The organism is Stenotrophomonas maltophilia (genome assembly GCF_013464485.1).
GTDB lineage: Bacteria > Pseudomonadota > Gammaproteobacteria > Xanthomonadales > Xanthomonadaceae > Stenotrophomonas > Stenotrophomonas maltophilia_AW.
Map to the genome: position 1 here is coordinate 39,984 of NZ_RAUX01000043.1, position 17,595 is coordinate 57,578.

18 protein-coding genes are annotated in these 17,595 nt (G+C 67.5%); 9 read left to right on the forward strand and 9 right to left on the reverse strand.

The annotated features are described in order from the left end of the window. The first annotated feature begins 357 nt into the window (after nucleotides 1-357). Together D7Y61_RS18270 and D7Y61_RS18275 are read left to right on the forward strand one after the other, a co-directional pair. Nucleotides 358-918, forward strand: coding sequence for a PadR family transcriptional regulator (locus D7Y61_RS18270; protein ID WP_180868329.1), 561 nt, complete (start codon nucleotides 358-360; stop codon nucleotides 916-918). Nucleotides 919-977: 59 nt separating this feature from the next. Then, the gene (locus D7Y61_RS18275) at nucleotides 978-1,775 is read left to right on the forward strand and encodes a siderophore-interacting protein (protein ID WP_180868331.1); all 798 of its coding nucleotides are present in this window, start codon (nucleotides 978-980) and stop codon (nucleotides 1,773-1,775) included. A 77-nt stretch (nucleotides 1,776-1,852) separates the two neighbouring features. Here the strand turns inward: D7Y61_RS18275 and D7Y61_RS18280 are convergent, their stop codons facing one another. Next, a complete protein-coding gene (locus D7Y61_RS18280; RefSeq protein ID WP_180868333.1) occupies nucleotides 1,853-2,686 on the reverse strand; it encodes a hypothetical protein in 834 nt (277 codons plus the stop codon). 211 nt (nucleotides 2,687-2,897) lie between these two features. Between D7Y61_RS18280 and D7Y61_RS18285 the strand changes: the two genes are divergently transcribed. After that, nucleotides 2,898-3,299 carry a hypothetical protein gene (locus tag D7Y61_RS18285; RefSeq protein WP_180868335.1) on the forward strand — a complete coding sequence of 134 codons (402 nt, stop codon included), beginning with the start codon at nucleotides 2,898-2,900 and terminating at the stop codon, nucleotides 3,297-3,299. Nucleotides 3,300-3,619: 320 nt separating this feature from the next. Here D7Y61_RS18285 and D7Y61_RS18290 read toward each other — a convergent pair whose 3' ends face one another. Together D7Y61_RS18290 and D7Y61_RS18295 are read right to left on the reverse strand one after the other, a co-directional pair. Continuing rightward, the gene (locus D7Y61_RS18290; protein ID WP_180868337.1) at nucleotides 3,620-4,327 is read right to left on the reverse strand and encodes a YceI family protein; all 708 of its coding nucleotides are present in this window, start codon (nucleotides 4,325-4,327) and stop codon (nucleotides 3,620-3,622) included. Nucleotides 4,328-4,413: 86 nt separating this feature from the next. After that, nucleotides 4,414-5,004: a malonic semialdehyde reductase gene (locus D7Y61_RS18295; RefSeq protein ID WP_180868338.1), complete on the reverse strand. Its 591-nt coding sequence runs from the start codon at nucleotides 5,002-5,004 to the stop codon at nucleotides 4,414-4,416. Between the two features lie 126 nt (nucleotides 5,005-5,130). Here D7Y61_RS18295 and D7Y61_RS18300 point away from each other — a divergent pair, with 126 nt between their 5' ends. From D7Y61_RS18300 to D7Y61_RS18320, 5 genes are all read left to right on the forward strand, one after another. Beyond that, complete coding sequence (locus D7Y61_RS18300) at nucleotides 5,131-6,093, forward strand: mitochondrial fission ELM1 family protein (RefSeq protein WP_180868340.1); 963 nt, start codon at nucleotides 5,131-5,133, stop codon at nucleotides 6,091-6,093. Between the two features lie 230 nt (nucleotides 6,094-6,323). Next, a complete protein-coding gene (locus D7Y61_RS18305; protein WP_180868342.1) occupies nucleotides 6,324-6,551 on the forward strand; it encodes a hypothetical protein in 228 nt (75 codons plus the stop codon). Between the two features lie 48 nt (nucleotides 6,552-6,599). Beyond that, nucleotides 6,600-7,454 carry a DUF2145 domain-containing protein gene (locus tag D7Y61_RS18310; protein ID WP_180868344.1) on the forward strand — a complete coding sequence of 285 codons (855 nt, stop codon included), beginning with the start codon at nucleotides 6,600-6,602 and terminating at the stop codon, nucleotides 7,452-7,454. A gap of 35 nt (nucleotides 7,455-7,489) precedes the next feature. Beyond that, a complete protein-coding gene (locus D7Y61_RS18315; protein WP_180868346.1) occupies nucleotides 7,490-8,005 on the forward strand; it encodes a hypothetical protein in 516 nt (171 codons plus the stop codon). A gap of 75 nt (nucleotides 8,006-8,080) precedes the next feature. Beyond that, nucleotides 8,081-8,641, forward strand: a complete 561-nt coding sequence (locus tag D7Y61_RS18320) for a queuosine precursor transporter (protein ID WP_180868347.1) — start codon at nucleotides 8,081-8,083, stop codon at nucleotides 8,639-8,641. Between the two features lie 99 nt (nucleotides 8,642-8,740). Here the strand turns inward: D7Y61_RS18320 and glnE are convergent, their stop codons facing one another. Then, nucleotides 8,741-11,536 carry a bifunctional [glutamate--ammonia ligase]-adenylyl-L-tyrosine phosphorylase/[glutamate--ammonia-ligase] adenylyltransferase gene (gene glnE, locus D7Y61_RS18325; protein ID WP_180868349.1) on the reverse strand — a complete coding sequence of 932 codons (2,796 nt, stop codon included), beginning with the start codon at nucleotides 11,534-11,536 and terminating at the stop codon, nucleotides 8,741-8,743. Between the two features lie 400 nt (nucleotides 11,537-11,936). Between glnE and D7Y61_RS18330 the strand changes: the two genes are divergently transcribed. Next, nucleotides 11,937-13,451 (forward strand): acetyl-CoA hydrolase/transferase family protein, encoded by a 1,515-nt coding sequence (locus D7Y61_RS18330; protein ID WP_180868351.1) that lies wholly within the window; start codon nucleotides 11,937-11,939, stop codon nucleotides 13,449-13,451. 100 nt (nucleotides 13,452-13,551) lie between these two features. On the opposite strand, the gene hglS is transcribed toward D7Y61_RS18330, so the two are convergent. The 5 genes from hglS to D7Y61_RS18355 form a co-directional block, all read right to left on the reverse strand. Continuing rightward, nucleotides 13,552-14,913, reverse strand: a complete 1,362-nt coding sequence (gene hglS / locus D7Y61_RS18335; RefSeq protein WP_111201280.1) for a 2-oxoadipate dioxygenase/decarboxylase HglS — start codon at nucleotides 14,911-14,913, stop codon at nucleotides 13,552-13,554. A 178-nt stretch (nucleotides 14,914-15,091) separates the two neighbouring features. After that, nucleotides 15,092-15,580 (reverse strand): hypothetical protein, encoded by a 489-nt coding sequence (locus D7Y61_RS18340; protein WP_180868352.1) that lies wholly within the window; start codon nucleotides 15,578-15,580, stop codon nucleotides 15,092-15,094. Nucleotides 15,581-15,611: 31 nt separating this feature from the next. Beyond that, entirely contained in the window at nucleotides 15,612-16,364 is a 753-nt protein-coding gene (locus D7Y61_RS18345; RefSeq protein ID WP_180868354.1) for an HAD family hydrolase, read from the reverse strand. 84 nt (nucleotides 16,365-16,448) lie between these two features. Continuing rightward, nucleotides 16,449-16,865, reverse strand: coding sequence for an EF-hand domain-containing protein (locus D7Y61_RS18350; RefSeq protein WP_180868356.1), 417 nt, complete (start codon nucleotides 16,863-16,865; stop codon nucleotides 16,449-16,451). Nucleotides 16,866-17,097: 232 nt separating this feature from the next. Next, on the reverse strand, nucleotides 17,098-17,469 hold the full coding sequence (locus D7Y61_RS18355) for a hypothetical protein (protein WP_180868358.1): 372 nt from the start codon (nucleotides 17,467-17,469) through the stop codon (nucleotides 17,098-17,100). Nucleotides 17,470-17,595 lie beyond the last annotated feature (126 nt).

Here is a 17,595-nt window from a genome sequence, read left to right on the forward strand (position 1 = left end):
TCGCTTGCGGCCGCTGCGCCCATGCACAGGACGCAGTGTTACCGCTGCCGATGACCGTTGTAGGGCAACGCCGCGTGCTGCGGTATCGGCCACGCGTGCGGGCGCTGAACCGGCGACAACATGTCGCATCTGCCTCTGGATTGGCGCCCGACTTGGGTCCAGGGTGGTGCGTGAGTGATGGGCCCAGCGGCCCTGCTCCCTTCCACAGCATCACCCCGGGGCGCCCTGCAAAGGGCGCCCTTTTGCTGTGGGCGCGCCCGGCCGTGGCCCAAAAAAGACCTCTTGTGGCCGGATCGATGATTGTCGGCTTCGATATATCGATATATCGTTTGCACACTCGTTTACCGATATATCGAAATGAGCCGTTCCCCTTCTCCCAGAGCCCGTTCCACCGATTCGGCCGTACCACGCCGCAATGGCCAGCCAAGGGTGCTTAGCCGCGGCGACCTGCGCCTGCTGGTGCTGGCCCTGATCGGCGAGCAGCCGCGCCATGGCTACGAGCTGATGCAGCTGATCAGCAACCAGTTCATGCAGGCCTACACGCCCAGCGCCGGCACCATGTACCCGCTGCTGGCCAGCTTCGAGCAGGCCGGCTGGATCGAGGCCGAGGAAGTGGACGGGAAGCGGATCTTCCGCATCACCGCCGCCGGCGAGTTCGAGCTGAAGGTGCAACGCACCCAGGTGCGCCTGGCGCAGCGGCGTGCCTTCGACCGCGCCCGCGAGATCACCAAGGCTTCGCTGCCGCCGCCGCTGGCCTGCGCCCTGCGCGAGTTCAAGCGGGCGCTGGTGCACCACCACGGCCGCTGGGCCGAGGGCGAAGCGGACGAAGTGGCGGCCCTGCTGACGCGGGCCTCGGCCCTGCTCAACGGCACTACCGGTGGCGAGCGCCAACCCTTTTCAACGACCCAGCCAGACTGATTCCAGCCAGGTCTCCCCTACGCCGCGCACCGCTGCGCGACACGTTTACAGGTATTCCCATGACTGAACACAACAACTCGCGCCTGCGCCTGGATGTGCGCTTCCGTGAACTGACGGTGCTGCGCACCGAAGAGGTCACCCCGCTGATGCGCCGCATCGTGCTGGGTGGCGATGAACTGGCCGGTTTCGATTCCCCGGGCGCCGACGACCACGTCAAGCTGTTCTTCCCCAACAGCAGTGGCGAAATGGTGCTGCCGGTGCTGACCGCCGAAGGCCGCAGCTACCCGGCCGGCAAGGAGCCTTCACCGGCGCGCGACTACACCCCGCGCTGGTGGGACCATGAGACTGGCGAGCTGGCGATGGACTTCGTGCTGCACGACCACGGCATTGCCGGGCCGTGGGCCAAGCAGGCCCAGCCCGGCGACACACTGGTGATTGGCGGCCCGCGTGGCTCGTTCGTGGTGGCCGACAGCTACGACGCCTATGTGCTGATTGGCGATGAAACCGCGCTGCCGGCCATCGCCCGCTGGCTGGACGTGCTGCCGGAGGGCGCCGAGGTGCAGGCTTACATTGAAGTGAGCGATGAAGCCGAGCGCCAGGACCTGCCGCAGTACGAGAACGTGCGCATCCACTGGCTGGAGCGCAACGGTTTTCCGGCAGCGACCAGCACCCTGCTGGAGGACATGTTGACCGACTTCGAGGCCCCGGACGGTGATGCCTTCTACTGGATCGCCACCGAATCGCGCCGTGCGCGGATGATGCGCAAGTTCATCGAAGGCCACCTGGGCGTGCCGCGCGACTGGATCCGTTCCACCGGCTACTGGAAAGCCCACCCGGACGAAACCGACGGCGACTGACCGCATGCACCTGGGTGGGTGCGGACCGTTGGTCCGCACGCTCTCCGACAGGTAGTGCCGGCCGCTGGCCGGCAACCTCATGAACCTTCGGCGGGAACCTGCAGCTGCCGGCCAGCGGCCGGCACTACCGCGTTGGGCGCCACCTGCCGCATCCACCCGAACCGCTGCGCGGCCCAGATCTCCAGCGCCACCAGCAGCGCGATGACCAGCAGCGGCAACAGCAGCCCGAAGTACACGCCGGGCATCATGCCGTTGATCTGCGCCTTCACCAGCCGCAGCACGCCGCGGGTGTGCAGCAGCTCATCGACGTGCATGGTCAGCGCTTCGCGCACCACCTTGGGCTCCAGGCCGATCGTGCCGGCCTTGTCCACCAGCGTGTCTTCCACCATGCCGCGCAGCAGGCCTTCGCGCACCTTGCCGATCACCCAGCCGGTGCCGAGTGCCAGTGGGCCGTTGCCAAGACGATCGAGGCCGGGCAACGGATGTTCGCTGAGGTAGGCCGAGGCGATGGTATCGGCCACATCGCCCACCGTGCCCTGGCTGCGCAGGGCCTCGCGCATGCGCGGGTCATCCAGCGAATCGGTGAAGCCTTCGCTCCACCCTTCCACCAGCGTCTGCAGATGCGGCTGGAAATGATCGAGCTGCTTGAACAGCGCGCGATGCGCGCCGGCGGTGAAGCCCAGCTGCAGGCCGAAGAAGGCGGTGGCCAGCGGCAGCAGCACCACGTAGCTGGCCAGCAGCCAGTGATGCCAGCGCTTGCGCCGCTGCAGCCAACCGCGGCGGTGCAGGCCATACCACACGGCCAGGCCGGCGATGAGCCCCAGCAGCGTACCGAGCACGCTGCCGCCCAGCAGATCGAGCACGCTGAGGCCCGTCCAGAATTCGTTCAACCAGTACTGCGCGTCCTGCATGGATCTTCCTTCCGTGGTTGCGGCTGCGCCTGAAATGTCAGCCAGGTAGAGTCGACTGTTAGTCGACTAACGCGCGTAGCGCGGGGGTTTTCTGGCATCGCGCCAAGAGCAGTCGACTAACAGTCGACTCTACCAAAGCGGAGGCCCCCCGGTCCGGAACACGCCCGGCAATGCGACAATCGCGCTCCTTTCCTGCAGCAACGAGGCCCACATGGCCAAACTGACCCTGGCCAGCGTGGACGCGCTGCGCACCCGCTTCGCTGATGATGCCGCCTGTGATGCGGCACTGGCCGCGTTCACCGATCCGGCTGCACTGCGTACATCGCTGCGTGAGCTGGTGGAGGCACAGCACCGCTACCTGCAGGCCGAGTTCGAAGTGGCACAGGTGGCCGACGTACTGCGCCGCGACCAGAAGTACGCACCGGTGGGCCGCCCGTCGGTGCACATCGTGCAGTTGCGCAAGCAGCAGGCCGCGACCAAGCAGGCCGCGCTGATCGCCCGCCAGGTCGTGGCGCAGGCCGCGCAGACCTTCGTGCGCGCGAGCGGGCTGGCGGTGAAGGCCAAGCAGAGCCCGAGCGAAGCGTGTGCAGTGTGGTTGGGCGCGCTGCGGTAACGGCGCCGCGCACGATGTGATGAAACCGACCAGCGGTAGAGTCGACTGTTAGTCGACTGCTCTCGGCGCGGTGCCTGAAAACCCCGCGCTGCGCGCGATAGTCGACTAACAGTCGACTCTACCAAGGCAAGTTTTTCCGCACGGTGCAGGTTTTCCGCACGGTGCAGGTTTTCCGCACGGTGCAGGTTTTTCCGCATGGTGCAGGTTTCCGGCACGGTGCAGGTTTTCCGCGCGGCATCGGCACGGATCGCGTTCCCCAAAAAAGAAGGCCCGCTTTTCAGCGGGCCTTCTGCCTTCTCACGACGAGTGAGCGGGGTGCATCAAGCCGCCGGCTTTTCGCCGGTGGCTTCGGTGGTGATGCGGATCTTCACTTCATCGCTCACGTTCGGAGCATACGCGCCCACGCCGAAGTCGCTGCGCTTCAGGGTGGTGGTGGCGTCGAAGCCGGCGGCCGGAACCTTGGCCATCGGGTGCTCGCCGCCGCCGTTGACGGTCACGTCCAGGGTGACCGGCTTGGTGATGCCCTTGATGGTCAGGTCGCCGGTGACGGTCAGCTTGTTGGTGCCAGCGGCTTCCACCTTGGTGCTCTTGAAGGTGGCATCGGCGAACTTGGCGGCGTCGAAGAAGTCGGCGCTCTTCAGGTGCTCGTCGAACTTGGCGGTGAAGCTGTTCAGTCCGCTCAGCGGCAACTTCACTTCCACGGTGGACTTGGTCACGTCTTCGGCGTTGTACACCAGGGTGCCTTCCACGTTGCCGAAGTGCGCGCTCGGGTTGGAGAAGCCGAAGTGGCTCCACTGGGCCAGCACGTCGGTGTGGGTCGGGTCCAGCTTGTAGGTGCCCGAGGCGATCTGGATCGCTTCGGCGGCCGGGGCAGCAGCGGCGGCATCGGCGGCCGGGGTGGCGGCCTGTTCGGTGCTGGCCGGGGCAGCGGCGTCAGCGGCCGGGGCAGCGGTGTCGGCCGGCTTGGAGCAGGCGGCGATGGCCAGGGTCAGGGCCAGCGGCAGCAGCAGGTTACGGGTGGCGCTCATCTGAGGAACTCTCCGGATCGTAGGGTGGGTACACGGTGCAGCAAGAGCCCGCCGCGGGACGGCGGGCCCGAAACCGATACAGCGACTTACGCGATGCGCGCCGCTTCGTCGAACGACAGGCGCGGCAGACGCGGGAACAGGCCCGTCGAGTCACCGTAACCCAGGTTGACCAGGAAATTCGACTTGATGGAGGTACCGGCGAAGAACGCTTCGTCCACCTTGGCCGGGTCGAAGCCCGACATCGGGCCGGCATCCAGGCCCAGCGCGCGCGCGGCCAGGATCAGGTAGGCGCCCTGCAGGCTGCCGTTGCGGATGGCGGCTTCGTGGCGGCCTTCCTGCGGGCCGTCGAACCAGGCCTTGGCGTCGGTGTGCGGGAACAGGTAGGGCAGCTTTTCGTGGAAGTCCAGGTCGAAGCCGATGATGGCGGTGACCGGGGCAGCCATGGTCTTGGCCAGGTTGCCTTCGGACAGGGCCGGGGCCAGCTTTTCCTTGGCTTCCTTCGAGGTGACGAAGACGAAGCGGGCCGGCGTGGTGTTGGCGGCGGTCGGGCCCCACTTCACCAGGTCGTACAGCTCCTGCAACAGGCTGGCCGGGACCGGCTTGTCGAGGAAAGCGTTCTGGGTACGGGCAGTGCGGAACAGCTGATCGAGGGCAGCAGCGTCGAGCGCGTGGGACATCGGTGGATCTCCAGGGCGGCGAAAGGAAGTCAGTGCCCGCGGGCGGCGCGGGGCGAATCGACGAGCCGCAGTGTAGAGTGTCGCGACTGTTGCAACACCCAGCAGGGCTGAAACGAATTAATGCCAATGGTGAAACGATCGAGCGCACCCTGGACGGTCACGGACGGCCGCGCGGGCAATGTCCGCCAGGCGGTTGCGCTGGCCTCGGCGCTGCGCCAGGGCACCCATCGGCCGCTGGTGCTGCAGCCGCGCGCGCCGTGGCGCTGGCTGTCGCCGCGGCGGTTGCCCGGCGATGTGAACGGCTACGGCGAGGCCTTCGCGACACTGGCCGCCGAGGCCCCGGCGCTGGCGATCGGCTGTGGTCGCCAGGCCGCTGGCGCGCTGCGCGTGCTGCGTGCCCGTGGCAGCCAGGTGGTGCAGATTCTTGACCCGCGCATCGGCGCACGCCACTGGGATGTGGTGGTGGTGCCCGAGCACGACGCCCTGCGCGGCAGCAACGTACTGACCCTGCTCGGCAGCCTCAACCCGGTGGACGATGACTGGCTGGCCTGGGGCCGTGCGGCGTTCGCCGGCTTCAGCACCCTGCCCGGCCCGCGCACCGCGCTGCTGGTGGGCGGGCCGACGCCGCTGGCACCGTGGGACGAAGCGGCGATGGTGGGTGTGTTCCGTGCGCTGGCCGACCAGATCCGCAGCGAAGGCGGCAGCCTGCTGGCGACCACCTCGCGCCGCACGCCGCCGGCGCTGGCCGAGATCCTGCGCGCCACCTTCGCCGATCTTCCGCATGTGATCTGGGGCGATGGCGGCGACGGTGTGAATCCGTATGGCGGCCTGCTCGGCTGGGCCAACCGCGTGGTGGTGTCGCCCGATTCGGTGAACCTGCTCTCTGAAGCCTGCGCCACGCGCATGCCGGTGATGGTGGCGCTGGCGGGCACCGCACAGGGCCGGTTGGCGCGCTTCCAGCAGCAGATGCGCGAACGCGGGCGATTGCAGCACCACTGGCTGGACTGGCAATACGACCGCATCGAGCCGCTGCGCGAGACCGCACGGGTGGCGGCGGACCTGAAAGCACGGCTGGCCCTCGCGCAATGACCCGAAGGGGTAGAGGCGACTGGGCAGGGGCGACCGGGTAGAGTCGACTGGGTAGAGTCGACTGTTAGTCGACTATCGCGCGTAGCGCGGGCTTTTCTGGCTCGCGTAAAGAGCAGTCGACCAACAGTCGACTCTACCCCCCGCCGCTACATGGCAGCCCAGCGATTTCTGAACATTTCGATCCGTCCGCGCGGTTAGAGTCCAGCTTCCCCATCACGCTGAACGCCTTCATGCGCACCCTGCTCCTGCTGCCACTGGCCCTGCTCGCCGCCTGTTCCACCGCGCCCACCGAGCTCGATCCGATCTCGTACCAGTGCCAGCAGCAGCTGGACGCGTACCGTGAGCAACCGGCCCTGCGCAATTCGCGCAACGAGCGCCCGCCACTGCCAGTGGCACCGATCAGCGATGCCTGCGACCGCGAACTCAAGCGCAAAGGCGTGGACCGCCCACTGCGCTGAGCGGCGTATGATCGGCGCGCGGCCCTGCCCGCCTCTGGAGCTGTCTACATGGATCGTCGTTTGCACTTGGCCGCCGCGCTGCTGGTCACGGGCCTGCTGACCACCGCAACCGCACCGGCGCTTGCCGACAGCGGCACCTGCCGCGAACGCTACCCCAGCATCGCCGCTCAGGCCGCGATGCTGGACGTAGCCTGGACCACCGCCGAACGCCTGGACGCGCTACCCGACGTGGACGTGGTGGTGGCCGCGCGTGGCGGCCAGGACCTGAGCCGCTACGGCCTGCGCCACAGCCACCTGGCCTTCCTGCTGCGCGACGACGACGGCCGCTGGCGCGCGATGCACCTGCTCAACCGCTGCAAGACCGACAGCTCCCAGCTGTACCACGAGGGGCTGGGCAATTTCGTGGGTGAAAGCGCGGGGCATACCGACGTGCGCATCGGCGTGCCTTCGCCCGCGTTGCGTTCGGTACTGAAGGCGATGCTGGCCGCGCCGTCGATCCAGCCCAAGGCGCTGCACGAAACGAAGTACAACGTCGTGGCCTATCCGTTCGCCACCGATTACCAGAACTCCAACCAGTGGGTGCTGGAAGTGCTGGCGGCAGCGATGGCACAGGCCGAAGGCGCACCCGCCATCGTCAAGCGCGAACAGGCCCAGCAGTGGCTGCGCCAGCAGAAGTACCAACCCAGCGTGCTGCACATCGGCCTGGGCAAGCGTGTGGGGGCGCGCCTGTTCGTGGCCAACGCCACCACTACCGACCATCCGGCCGGCGAACGCATCTCCGGCAACTACTCGGTGGTGACGGTGGAGTCGGTGTTCGATTTCCTGCACCAGCGCAGCCAGCTGCAGCAGGAACTGGTGATCCCCCATGTGCCGGTGGCCGGCGCTGCCGCCGCTACCCCCTGAACCCTGTCCTTCTTCCTCGCGACCTGGAGGTCTGCATGTTCCGTTGCCTGCGTGTTCCCGCCTCTGCCCTGCTGCTGTCCTCACTGCTGGTGCCCACCGCCCATGCTGGCGCCGCGCCGCAGTTGAACAGCAGCCAGGCCAGCGTGATCGTCACCTCGTTCGTGGTGCTGTCATTGCCGCTGGCGGCATCGATGGGCCTGTCTGAACTGTCCAAGGCGCCGTTCAAGGCCAGCGAGCGCAACGGCAAGGCCACCCGCACCAAGGCGGTGCCATTGCCGCCGATGGAGGTGAAGAAGGTGGAGACCACGCCGGAAGGCGAGCGCAAGGTGCAGCTGCAGGTACCTGACAGGGCCGACCAGACCGCCACCCTGCACTGGCCGGTCACGCCGAAGGACCAAGACCCGACGGCAGCCTTCGTGGTTGGCCAGCAGGTGCGCTTCGAGCCGACCCCGGCCGGTGCCGGCTGGAATGTGAAGGGCGCCCAGGGCCAGACACTGGCCTACGTGCCCACCGCCTACGCCGCCGGCGACGTGATGAGCGAAGCGCTGTAAAGCTGAACGACCGGTTTTGGCTTTGCTGCGGGCCGGGCGGATAATGGGCGATCCCTCTTGTCCCCCCGGCTCGCCATGTCCGTGCGTCCTGCCCCTCTTTTTGCCCCGCTGACCCCGCGCGCCCTGGTGCTGGCGGTGCTGGCGATGGGCGCGGTGGTGCTGCTGTCCAACGTGCTGGTGCAGTACCCGATCAACGACTGGCTGACCTGGGGTGCCTTCAGCTATCCGGTGGCGTTCCTGGTCAGCAACCTGATCAACCGCCGCTTCGGCCCGGGCCCGGCGCGGCGCGTGGCGTGGATCGGTTTCCTGGTGGCGGTGCTGTTGTCGATCTGGGTGGCCACGCCGCGCATCGCGATTGCCTCGTGCTCAGCGTTCATCGTGGCGCAGCTGCTGGACATCACCGTGTTCGACCGCCTGCGCCGTGGCAGCTGGTGGCGCGCACCGATGGTGGCCACCACCTGCAGCGCCACGGTGGATACCACCATCTTCTGGTCGATCGCGTTTGCCGGTTCGAGCCTGCCGTGGGTGAGCTGGGCCGCAGGCGACCTGGCGGTGAAGCTGGCGATCGGCGTGTGCCTGCTGGCCCCGTTCCGCGCGTTGCTGTGGAAGATGGCGCCGCTGCGCGCCGCCAACTGACCGCACATGCCTTGGTAGGTGCCAACCTTGGTTGGCGCTTTGCATGCATGCCAACCAAGGTTGGCACCCACCAAGTGCGCATTCCCGCACGACCACGCATCAGGCGAACGGCAACGCCGCTGCGATGCACGCGGCGCTGATCGCTGCACACGCCTCTTCAATCGCCGGTGTGGTCGGTGCCAGGCGTGGCCGCCGATCCAGCGTACAGGCCAGGCCCACGTCCAGCAGTGTGGCATGTGCACCATGCAACGCCTGCGCGGTGTCTTCGGGCAGGAAACCGGCAACCGCCAGCGCATCGATCAACGAGGGCGTATCTCGCGGCTGCAGCAGCGCTGCATGCTGCGCGCTGCCTGCCAGCACGCCGGTCTGCAGCAGGAACTCCAGGTCCACCACGCCACCCGCGCCCTGCTTCAGGTCCAGCCGTGCGGCATCGCTGCGGTCCAGTTCAGTACGCATGCGCCCACGCATCTTCAACACGTCGGCATACAGCACACCGGCATCACGTTCGCGGCCCAGCGTCTGCGCACGCACGTGCTCGAAGTCGGCCAACAGGCTGGCATCGCCGGCCACGCCACGCGCGCGCACCAGCGCCTGGTGCTCCCAGGTCCACGCACGTTCGCGCTGGTATTCGGTGTAACTGGCCAACGAAGACACCAGCGAACCCTTGCCGCCATCCGGGCGCAGGCGCACGTCGATGTCATACAGGCGCCCGGCAGCGGTGACCGCACCAAGCAGCGCCATCACCTTCTGCGCCAGCCGCGCATACCAGCGCCCCGGCTCCAGCGGACGCGCGCCGTCGCTGGCATCCACGCCCGCTGGATTGTCGTGCAGGAACACCAGGTCCAGATCGGAACCGAAGCCCAGTTCAAGGCCACCGAGGCTGCCGTAGCCGATGATCGCGAAACGGCCACCGGGAATCTCACCGTGCGCGGCGCGCATGTCCGCCTCGGCCATCGCCAGCACGGTGACCACCACCGCCTGCGCCAGCTCGGCCAGTTGCCGCGTGCTGTCCACTGCACCCTGACGGCCATCCAGCGTGGCCATCGCCATGCGGAAGCTGAGTGCCAGCCGCGTTTCATTGAGCCAGCGCAGCGCGGATTCCGGATCTTCCACCGCCAGCACCTGCTGGCACTCGGCCAGCATGCCGGCGGCATCCGGCATCGGCCCGGACACGCGCACGTCCAGCAGTTCGTCCAGCAGCAGCGGGTACGCGGCCAGGCGCTCGGCCAGCAGCGCGCTGCGCGCCAGCACGTCCACCAACCGCGCCAACGCGCTGGGCTGCTCGTCCAGCAGCGCCAGATAGCTGGTCCGGCGCAGCACCGCCTGCAGCAGGCCAAGCACGCGCTTGAGCGCGGCATCGGGTTGCGGTGAACGCGTGGCCGCATGCAGCAGTGCCGGCAGCACGCGATCCAGCCGTGCGCGCGCGGCGTCGGACAGCGACTTCCCACCGGTGCCCTGGGCGAAATCGCGCAGCGACTGGTCGGCACCGTTGGCATCGAGGAAACCGGCTTCGGCCAGCAGCGGTGCATTGCTGCCGTCCGGCAGGCTGCGCCAGTAGTTGGCCAGCGCGTCGGGCGCGGCCTGGCCTTTGCGCGGCGCCAGCAGCGCGGCAAATTCGGTACTGACCCGCGCCTGCTGCACGGCCAGCGCCGCGCGCAGCACGTCCCAGTCCGGGTAGCCAAGACCGATGGCGATGCGTTCACGGTCCAATGCGTCGCTGGGCAGCACGTGGGTCTGTGCGTCGCGCAGCATCTGCAGGCGGTTTTCCAGTCGGCGCAGGAACAAGTAGGCCTCGCGCAGCGCGGCACCATCCTCCGGCGCGATCTGACCGGCGGCCACCAGCGCCTCCAGTGCCACCAGCAGGCGGCGTTCGCGCAATGCCGGTTCGCGGCCGCCTCGGATCAGCTGCAGCGCCTGGCACAGGAACTCGATTTCGCGGATGCCACCGGCGCCGCGCTTGATGTCCTCGTGCAGCTCGCGGCGCGCGACTTCGGCGGTGATGGCCGCCTTCATCTCGCGCAGGCCATCCAGCGCGGTGAAATCCAGGTAGCGCCGGTACACGAACGGGCGCAGGGTGTGCAGCCATGCTTCACCGGCGGCGATATCACCGGCCACGGCGCGCGCCTTCAACCACGCATAGCGTTCCCAATCGCGGCCCTCGCGCTGGAAGTACTGGTCCATCGCTGCGAACGACAGCGCGACACGGCCGGCGCTGCCGAACGGGCGCAGGCGCAGGTCCACGCGGTGGCTGAACCCATCGACGGTGGTTTCGTCCAGCAGCTTGGCCAGCCGCTGGCCAAGGCGTGCGAAATACTCTTCGGCGGCCAGCGCGCGCGGGCCGTCGGATTCACCGCCGTGCGGGTAGGCGTAGACCAGGTCGATATCGGAACTGAAGTTGAGTTCGCCGCCACCGAGCTTGCCGAGGCCGAACACCACCAGCTGCTGCGGGGCGCCTTCGCCATCGCGAACCACGCCGTGGCGCTGGGCGAATTCCTGCTGCAGGGCGTCCAACGCCAGCCGCAGGCAGTCCTCGGCCAGGGTGGTGGCGCCGGCCAGGGTCTGCGCCACGTCGTCCAGCCCGGCCAGGTCGCGCCAGATCAGCCGCGTGGACATCGCCGCACGCCAGCGCCGCAACTGTGCCGGCCAGTCGCTGGGCTGCAGCGGATCGAGCACGGGGGCCGGGATCGGTGGGCAACCGGGAGCGGCCAGCTGCGCCAGCAGGCCCGGTTGCCGCACCAGGGTGTCCAAGGCGAAGTCGCTGGCCACCGCCAGCCGGGTCAGCAGCGGCTGCAGTTCGGCCGGGAAGGGCTCGGGCAGCGCCTGGGCCAGACGCGACAGGGCGCGGTCGACAACGGGCTGCAGGGCAGCGGGCAGTTCAGCGGGGGCGAGGGTCATGCGCTGATTGTATCGACCCGGTCGTGCCCGCCGCTGGCCGGTTGACCGATGACCTGGTAGTACCGGCCGCTGGCCGGCAAATCCGATGATCCTGCCGAAGGTTACTGAGGTTGCCGGCCWGCGGCCGGCACGACCGATAATGGGAACTGCGTATTCATACTGGGCGACAGGCAATAAAAAAGCCCGCTTGCAGCGAACTGCCAGCGGGCTCTGCTCCCTCCCCCACGTCGGGATGCAGGGCCATCGTGCGGGCTGCGAAAGCACTTTGCACGCTGCACTGCAAAACAAAACCGATGGGTATGGGTGCCCCCTCCCGGGAAAAGCCATTCCACGAAGGTAGAACCCCCCGTACGGATGAGGATGGCCGATAATCGGGATTTCCCCCAGAAACACTGTCGTCATGTCTGTTGATCGCATCGCCAACGCGCGTCTCCGTGACCGCGTGGTCTCCGCCGAGGCCGCAGCCGCGCTGATCCAGCCCGGTGAAACCGTGGCCATGAGCGGCTTTACCGGCTCCGGGTATCCCAAGGCCGTTCCCATTGAACTGGCCCGCCGCATCGAAGCGGTGCATGCCCAGGGCAATCCTTTCCAGATCAAGCTGATGACCGGCGCCTCCACCGCGCCGGAACTCGATGGCGCGCTGGCCAAGGCCGATGGCATCGCCATGCGCATGCCGTTCCAGAGCGACCCGGATGCGCGCAACCGCATCAACGAGGGCAAGCTGGATTACATCGACATCCACCTCAGCCACGTTGCCCAGCACGTGTGGTTCGGTTTCTATGGCGAGATCGATACCGCCGTGATCGAAGTGTCGGCCATCCGCGAGGACGGCTCGCTGGTGCCGTCCACCTCGGTCGGCAACAACAAGACCTGGCTGGACCTGGCCAAGAAAGTGATCGTCGAGGTCAACGAATGGCAGCCGGCCGGCGTCGACGGCATGCATGACATCTACTACGGCACCGCGCTGCCGCCGCACCGCAAGCCGATTCCGCTGGTGAACGCCAACGATCGCATCGGCGATACCGCGCTGCGCTGCGACCCGGACAAGATCGTGGCGGTGGTGCGCACCAACGGTCCGGACCGCAACAGTCCGTTCAGCCCGATCGATGCGACCAGCGAACAGATCGCCTCGCACCTGATCGAGTTCCTCAAGCACGAGGTGAAGAAGGGCCGCCTGCCGCCGAACCTGCTGCCGCTGCAGTCGGGCGTGGGCAATATCCCCAACGCGGTGCTGGCCGGCCTGGCCAAGAGCGGCTTCCGCGACCTGGCCGCGTTCACCGAGGTGATCCAGGACGGCATGCTGGACCTGCTGCGCGACGGCGTGCTGAGCTATGCCTCGTGCACCGGCTTCGCGCTGAGCCCGCAGGCCAACGAGACCTTCAAGGAAAACATCGATTTCTACCGCGAGCGCATCATCATGCGCACGCAGGAAATCTCCAACCACCCCGAACTGGTGCGCCGCCTGGGCTGCATCGGCATGAACGGCATGATCGAAGTGGACATCTACGGCAACGTCAATTCGACGCACGTGATGGGCACCCGGATCATGAACGGCATTGGCGGTTCGGGCGACTTTGCTCGCAATGGTTTCCTGTCCGCGTTCCTGAGCCCGTCGACGGCGAAGAACGGCACCATCTCGGCGATCGTGCCGATGGCCAGCCACGTGGACCACACCGAACACGACGTGTCGGTGATCGTGACCGAACAGGGCCTGGCCGATCTGCGCGGACTGACCCCGCGCAAGCGCGCGCAGGTGCTGATCGACAACTGCGCGCATCCGGATTTCCGTGCGCAGCTGCAGGATTACTTCGACCGAGCCAGCCGCGAGAGCTACGGCAAGCACACCCCGCACCTGTTGCCGGAAGCGCTGTCGTGGCACCAGCGTTGGCTGGATACCGGCACGATGAAGGGCTGACGCCTGCGTCTGTAGAGTCGAGCATGGCTCGGCTCTACAAGGGGCCGCTCCGCAGAATCCCTGTAGAGCCGAGCCTACGCTCGGCTCCACGGCAAGCCGTTTACCCGCGCAGCGCCGCCAACGATTCGGCCTGCAGCCGCTCGTAGATCTCGAACTCGTCGTTCACCGCCACACCCAGCGCCTGCTCGAAGGCCTCGCGGTTGGCATGCGCGGCATAGGCGCGCTGCTCTTCACCGCCCAGGTTCGACTGGAAGATGCCTGCGGCGCTGACCGGCAGGAAGTCCTCGTAGACGATCGGGTCGGCCGTGGCCAGGCCGGCGGCCACCAGCACTTCGGCCGGCAGATCGGCCACGCGTTCGGGTGCGGCACGGCCGGCGTCGGTCAGCTGGTAGCGGTAATAACCCAGGCCTTCCTGGCGCAGGGTGTCGTGGTCATCCGGGAAACTGGCGAACACCGCCTGCAGGCGCTGGCCGTAGTCGCCACCGGTGCTGCCTTCGCCGCCGGCATCGCGTGCCTGCGACAGCAGCTGGTCGTACAGCGCGCGGCCCTTCGGGGTCAGGGCCAGGCCGCGCTGTTCGATCTCGCCGAAGCGCGCGGTATGGGTGCCTGCATCGCCACCTTCCGCATCCGGGAAATGCACGGCTTCTTCCAGTGCCTTGAAGCTGGTCTGGCGCAGCAGGATCGGGCAGGCGCGGCGCGGCGGGCCTTCGATCACCGCCTTGGCCGCCATGCCGTGCTCGATCATCGCCGCCTGCGCGGCGTCGATATCCAGCGTGCGCGGGGTCAGGTGGTTGATGTGCGGGCCGCGGAAGCTGACCACGTCGGCCACCAGCCGATGCGCGTTGTGCAAGGCGTGGTAGGTGGGCAGGTCGACGGTGGCATCACCATGCCAGCGGAAGGTTTCCAGCGCTTCATCGACAAAGCGTTCGGCGTCGGCCTGCGACAGGCCACCGTCACGCTCGGCCTGGTCGATCAGCGCCAGCGCGCCATCGGTGAAGATGCGGCGGCGCGCAAGGATCTTCGCCGATTCGGCACGCAGCGCTTCGTCTTCGATCAGCTCCAGGCGCAACAGCGAGGTGAACACGCGGAACGGGTTCTGCGCCAGCGCGGCGCCGGTCAGCGGGCGGAAGGCGGTGGAATGCACCGGCACGCCGGCCACCGACAGGTCGTAGTAGCCCACCGGGTACATGCCCATCACCGCGAACAGGCGGCGCAGCGTGGCCAGCTCCTGCACGGTGCCGACACGGATCGCGCCATGGCGTTCTTCATCCAGGCGTGCGCGCTCGTCGTTGCGCTGCAGCTGCGCGGCCAGCGCCGGGTCCTGGGCAAGCACCTGCGCGTTGATCCGCTCCACCAGCTCCACCAGCGTGCCGTACAGCGGCACTTCGGTGCGGTACATGCGGGACATGGCCTGCGCGAACAGGCGGCGGATCACATCAGGCGAAACGAAAGAGGCGCTCATCAGTCACTCGATTACGGGAACGGGGAACAGCTCGGGCCCGTATTGTCGCCGGAGTGCACGGCGGCGGCGATATGCACAGCAACATGGCGCCTAGGCCGCTCCGGGGGGCACGACCGGCGGACTGCCCCTGACAGACCAGTGCGAACCGAGGTTCGCACCCACCAGACGCAACCCAGCACTACCGGTTGAGCTGGCGCTTCAGGGTGGCATCCAGGGTGATCGGCCGGTCCCAGTGTCCGTAGCTGGCTACGATGGCGTGGCGTACCGCACGTACATGCAGGTTCTGCGGCTTCACCGGCATCCGCTTCACCACGGCTTCCCAGCCGCCGTCCGGGTCCTGGCTGAAGGCGCGGACGCTGTCGCGGCAGGTCTGGCCGCTGGCCTTGGCCCAGAAACAGGCGAAGTAGATGTCCCCGGCCTGCCAGCCATGGGTGGTGAACAGCGCGCTGATGTAGCCACGCGGCACGCCGGCATAGCGCGACACCTCGTCGAGGAAGGCGTGGGGGTAGCGCTCGGCGTAGTGGTTGATGTCCTGCAGCTGGGCATCCACCCAGCTGTCGCCGGTGTCCACTTCATAGGTGGCCGAACGCTCGGCGGTCTGCTGGGCCAGCACAGTGGCCGGCGCCAGCAGCAGGGACAACAGCAACGCGCGCAGTCGGTGGTTCATGGCCCGATTCTGCCGCAGCCGCCAGGCCCTGTCAGGCCGCAGCAGCGGCCTTGGCCTCGATCGCGGCCAGTGCGGCCGGCCAGTCGTGGGCGGTATCGGCGGTGACCATGCGCGGTTCGTCGTCAGCCACGCCGTGCTGGGTCTCGTGGGCCCAGGTGACCGCATACGGGGTATGCACGCCCCAGCCACCGAGGGTGACCACCGGCTCGATGTCCGACCGCAGCGAGTTGCCGACCATCACGAAGCGCTGCATCGGAAGATCGAACTCGGCCAGCACGCGGGCGTAGGTTTCCGGGTCCTTCTCCGAGACGATCTCGATGCGCGGGAACAGCTCGCGCAGGTTGGCCAGGTTGATCTTCGCTTCCTGGTGGAACAGGTCGCCCTTGGTGATCAGCACCACCGGGTAGTGCTCGGCGATGGCCGCCACCGCTTCGCGCACGCCGTCGATCAGTTCGACCGGGTGGCGCAGGGTGTCGTGGCCGATGTCCAGCATGCGCTGGATGTCCTTGGCATCGATACGCTGGCCGGTGATGTCGATGGCCGCTTCGATCATCGACAGGACCATGCCCTTCACGCCGTAGCCGAACACGGCCAGGTTGCGCTGCTGCACTTCCAGCAGGTGGCGCGCGGTCTGGGTGTCATGCACGTCGACGTAGCGCGACAGCAGGTCAAGATAATCCTGCTCGGCCTTGCGGTAGTAGTCCTCGCTCTTCCACAGCGTATCGTCACCGTCAAAACCGACCAGGCCAATGGCGCGCGACGGCGCAGGCGTGGAGGTGTTCATCGCGCAAGGATACAGGGGCCGTGGTGACGAAAAAAACCCGGGCGGCCGAAGCCGCCCGGGTACCCATACGCCCCGATGCAGGTCTTACCTGCCCTGCGCACCCTGCGCTGCGCCGCCCGCACCTGCCTGCTGGGCGGCCACGTAGGCCTTGTACTCATCGGCGCTCAACTCGCCGTCCTTGTTGGTATCGGCCTGGTCGAACACCTGCGCCAGGCCCGCGTTCACCTGTGCCTCGGTCTTGCTGATGGTGCCGTTGCCATCGGTATCGATGCTGGCCCAGGTCTGGCCACCGCCGTTGGCCTGCGCCGATGCCGCTGCGGCCGCATTGGTCGCCCGGTCAGCCGCCTGCCCTGCCTGTGCCGCCGACTGCTGCGCCTGCGCGGCCTCGTTCTGTGCCTGCGCGGCCTGCTGCTTGGCCGACTGGGCCATCGCCGGAATGGCCAGCACGCTGCCGGCGGCAACGATCAGGGCGATCAGGGGCTTGCGGTTGCGAATAGTCATCAGGGGTGTCTCCTACCAATTGGGTGGTGTTGCGCGGCGTGTTGTCTCCGCACGGCACCTACCCTGCCACCGCGTTTCTGAATCGATTTTGCGCCGCGACCGACGTCAACACGCACGATTAACCACTGGCTCGCGCGCATGCATTAGCGCGGTGGTTAGGGTGAAGTGAGTGGCTCATAAGCTGCGCATTCAGCGCGCCCGGATTTAACCGGGTACCAACGAAAAACCTGCGTCAGTCGACGGTTTGTTCTGATGACCGCGAACTGAACATCACCCATCCCAACGCCACACCGGCGAGCGCGCCGGCGATTTCCAGCACCACGCGGCTGCCGAGTTCGTTCGGATCGTGGATCGTGGACAGGAAGATGCGCGCGTACAGCGGTGACTCCAGCCGCACGATGCCCATGTAGAACAGCTTCCACGCATCGATGCCGGCCGAGGCCACCACCGAGATGACACAGGCCCAGCCGATCGCATGCCCCATCGACCAGTGCAGCAGCCGGCACAACCGCGACCACAGGAAGTACACCAGCAGGCCGACCAGCAGGGCGATGGCGCCGGCTTCCAGGGTGCCGAGCAGGCCGAAGTGCAGGGGAAGGTTCATCGGGTGGGCAGCGCAGGGAAGGCGGCCAGTGTAAGGGGTATCGCCCGGCACCTGCGGTAGTGCCGGCCGCTGGCCGGCAACATCAACCAGAGACTGCGCGCGACATCGTTGGATGCGGAGCTACCG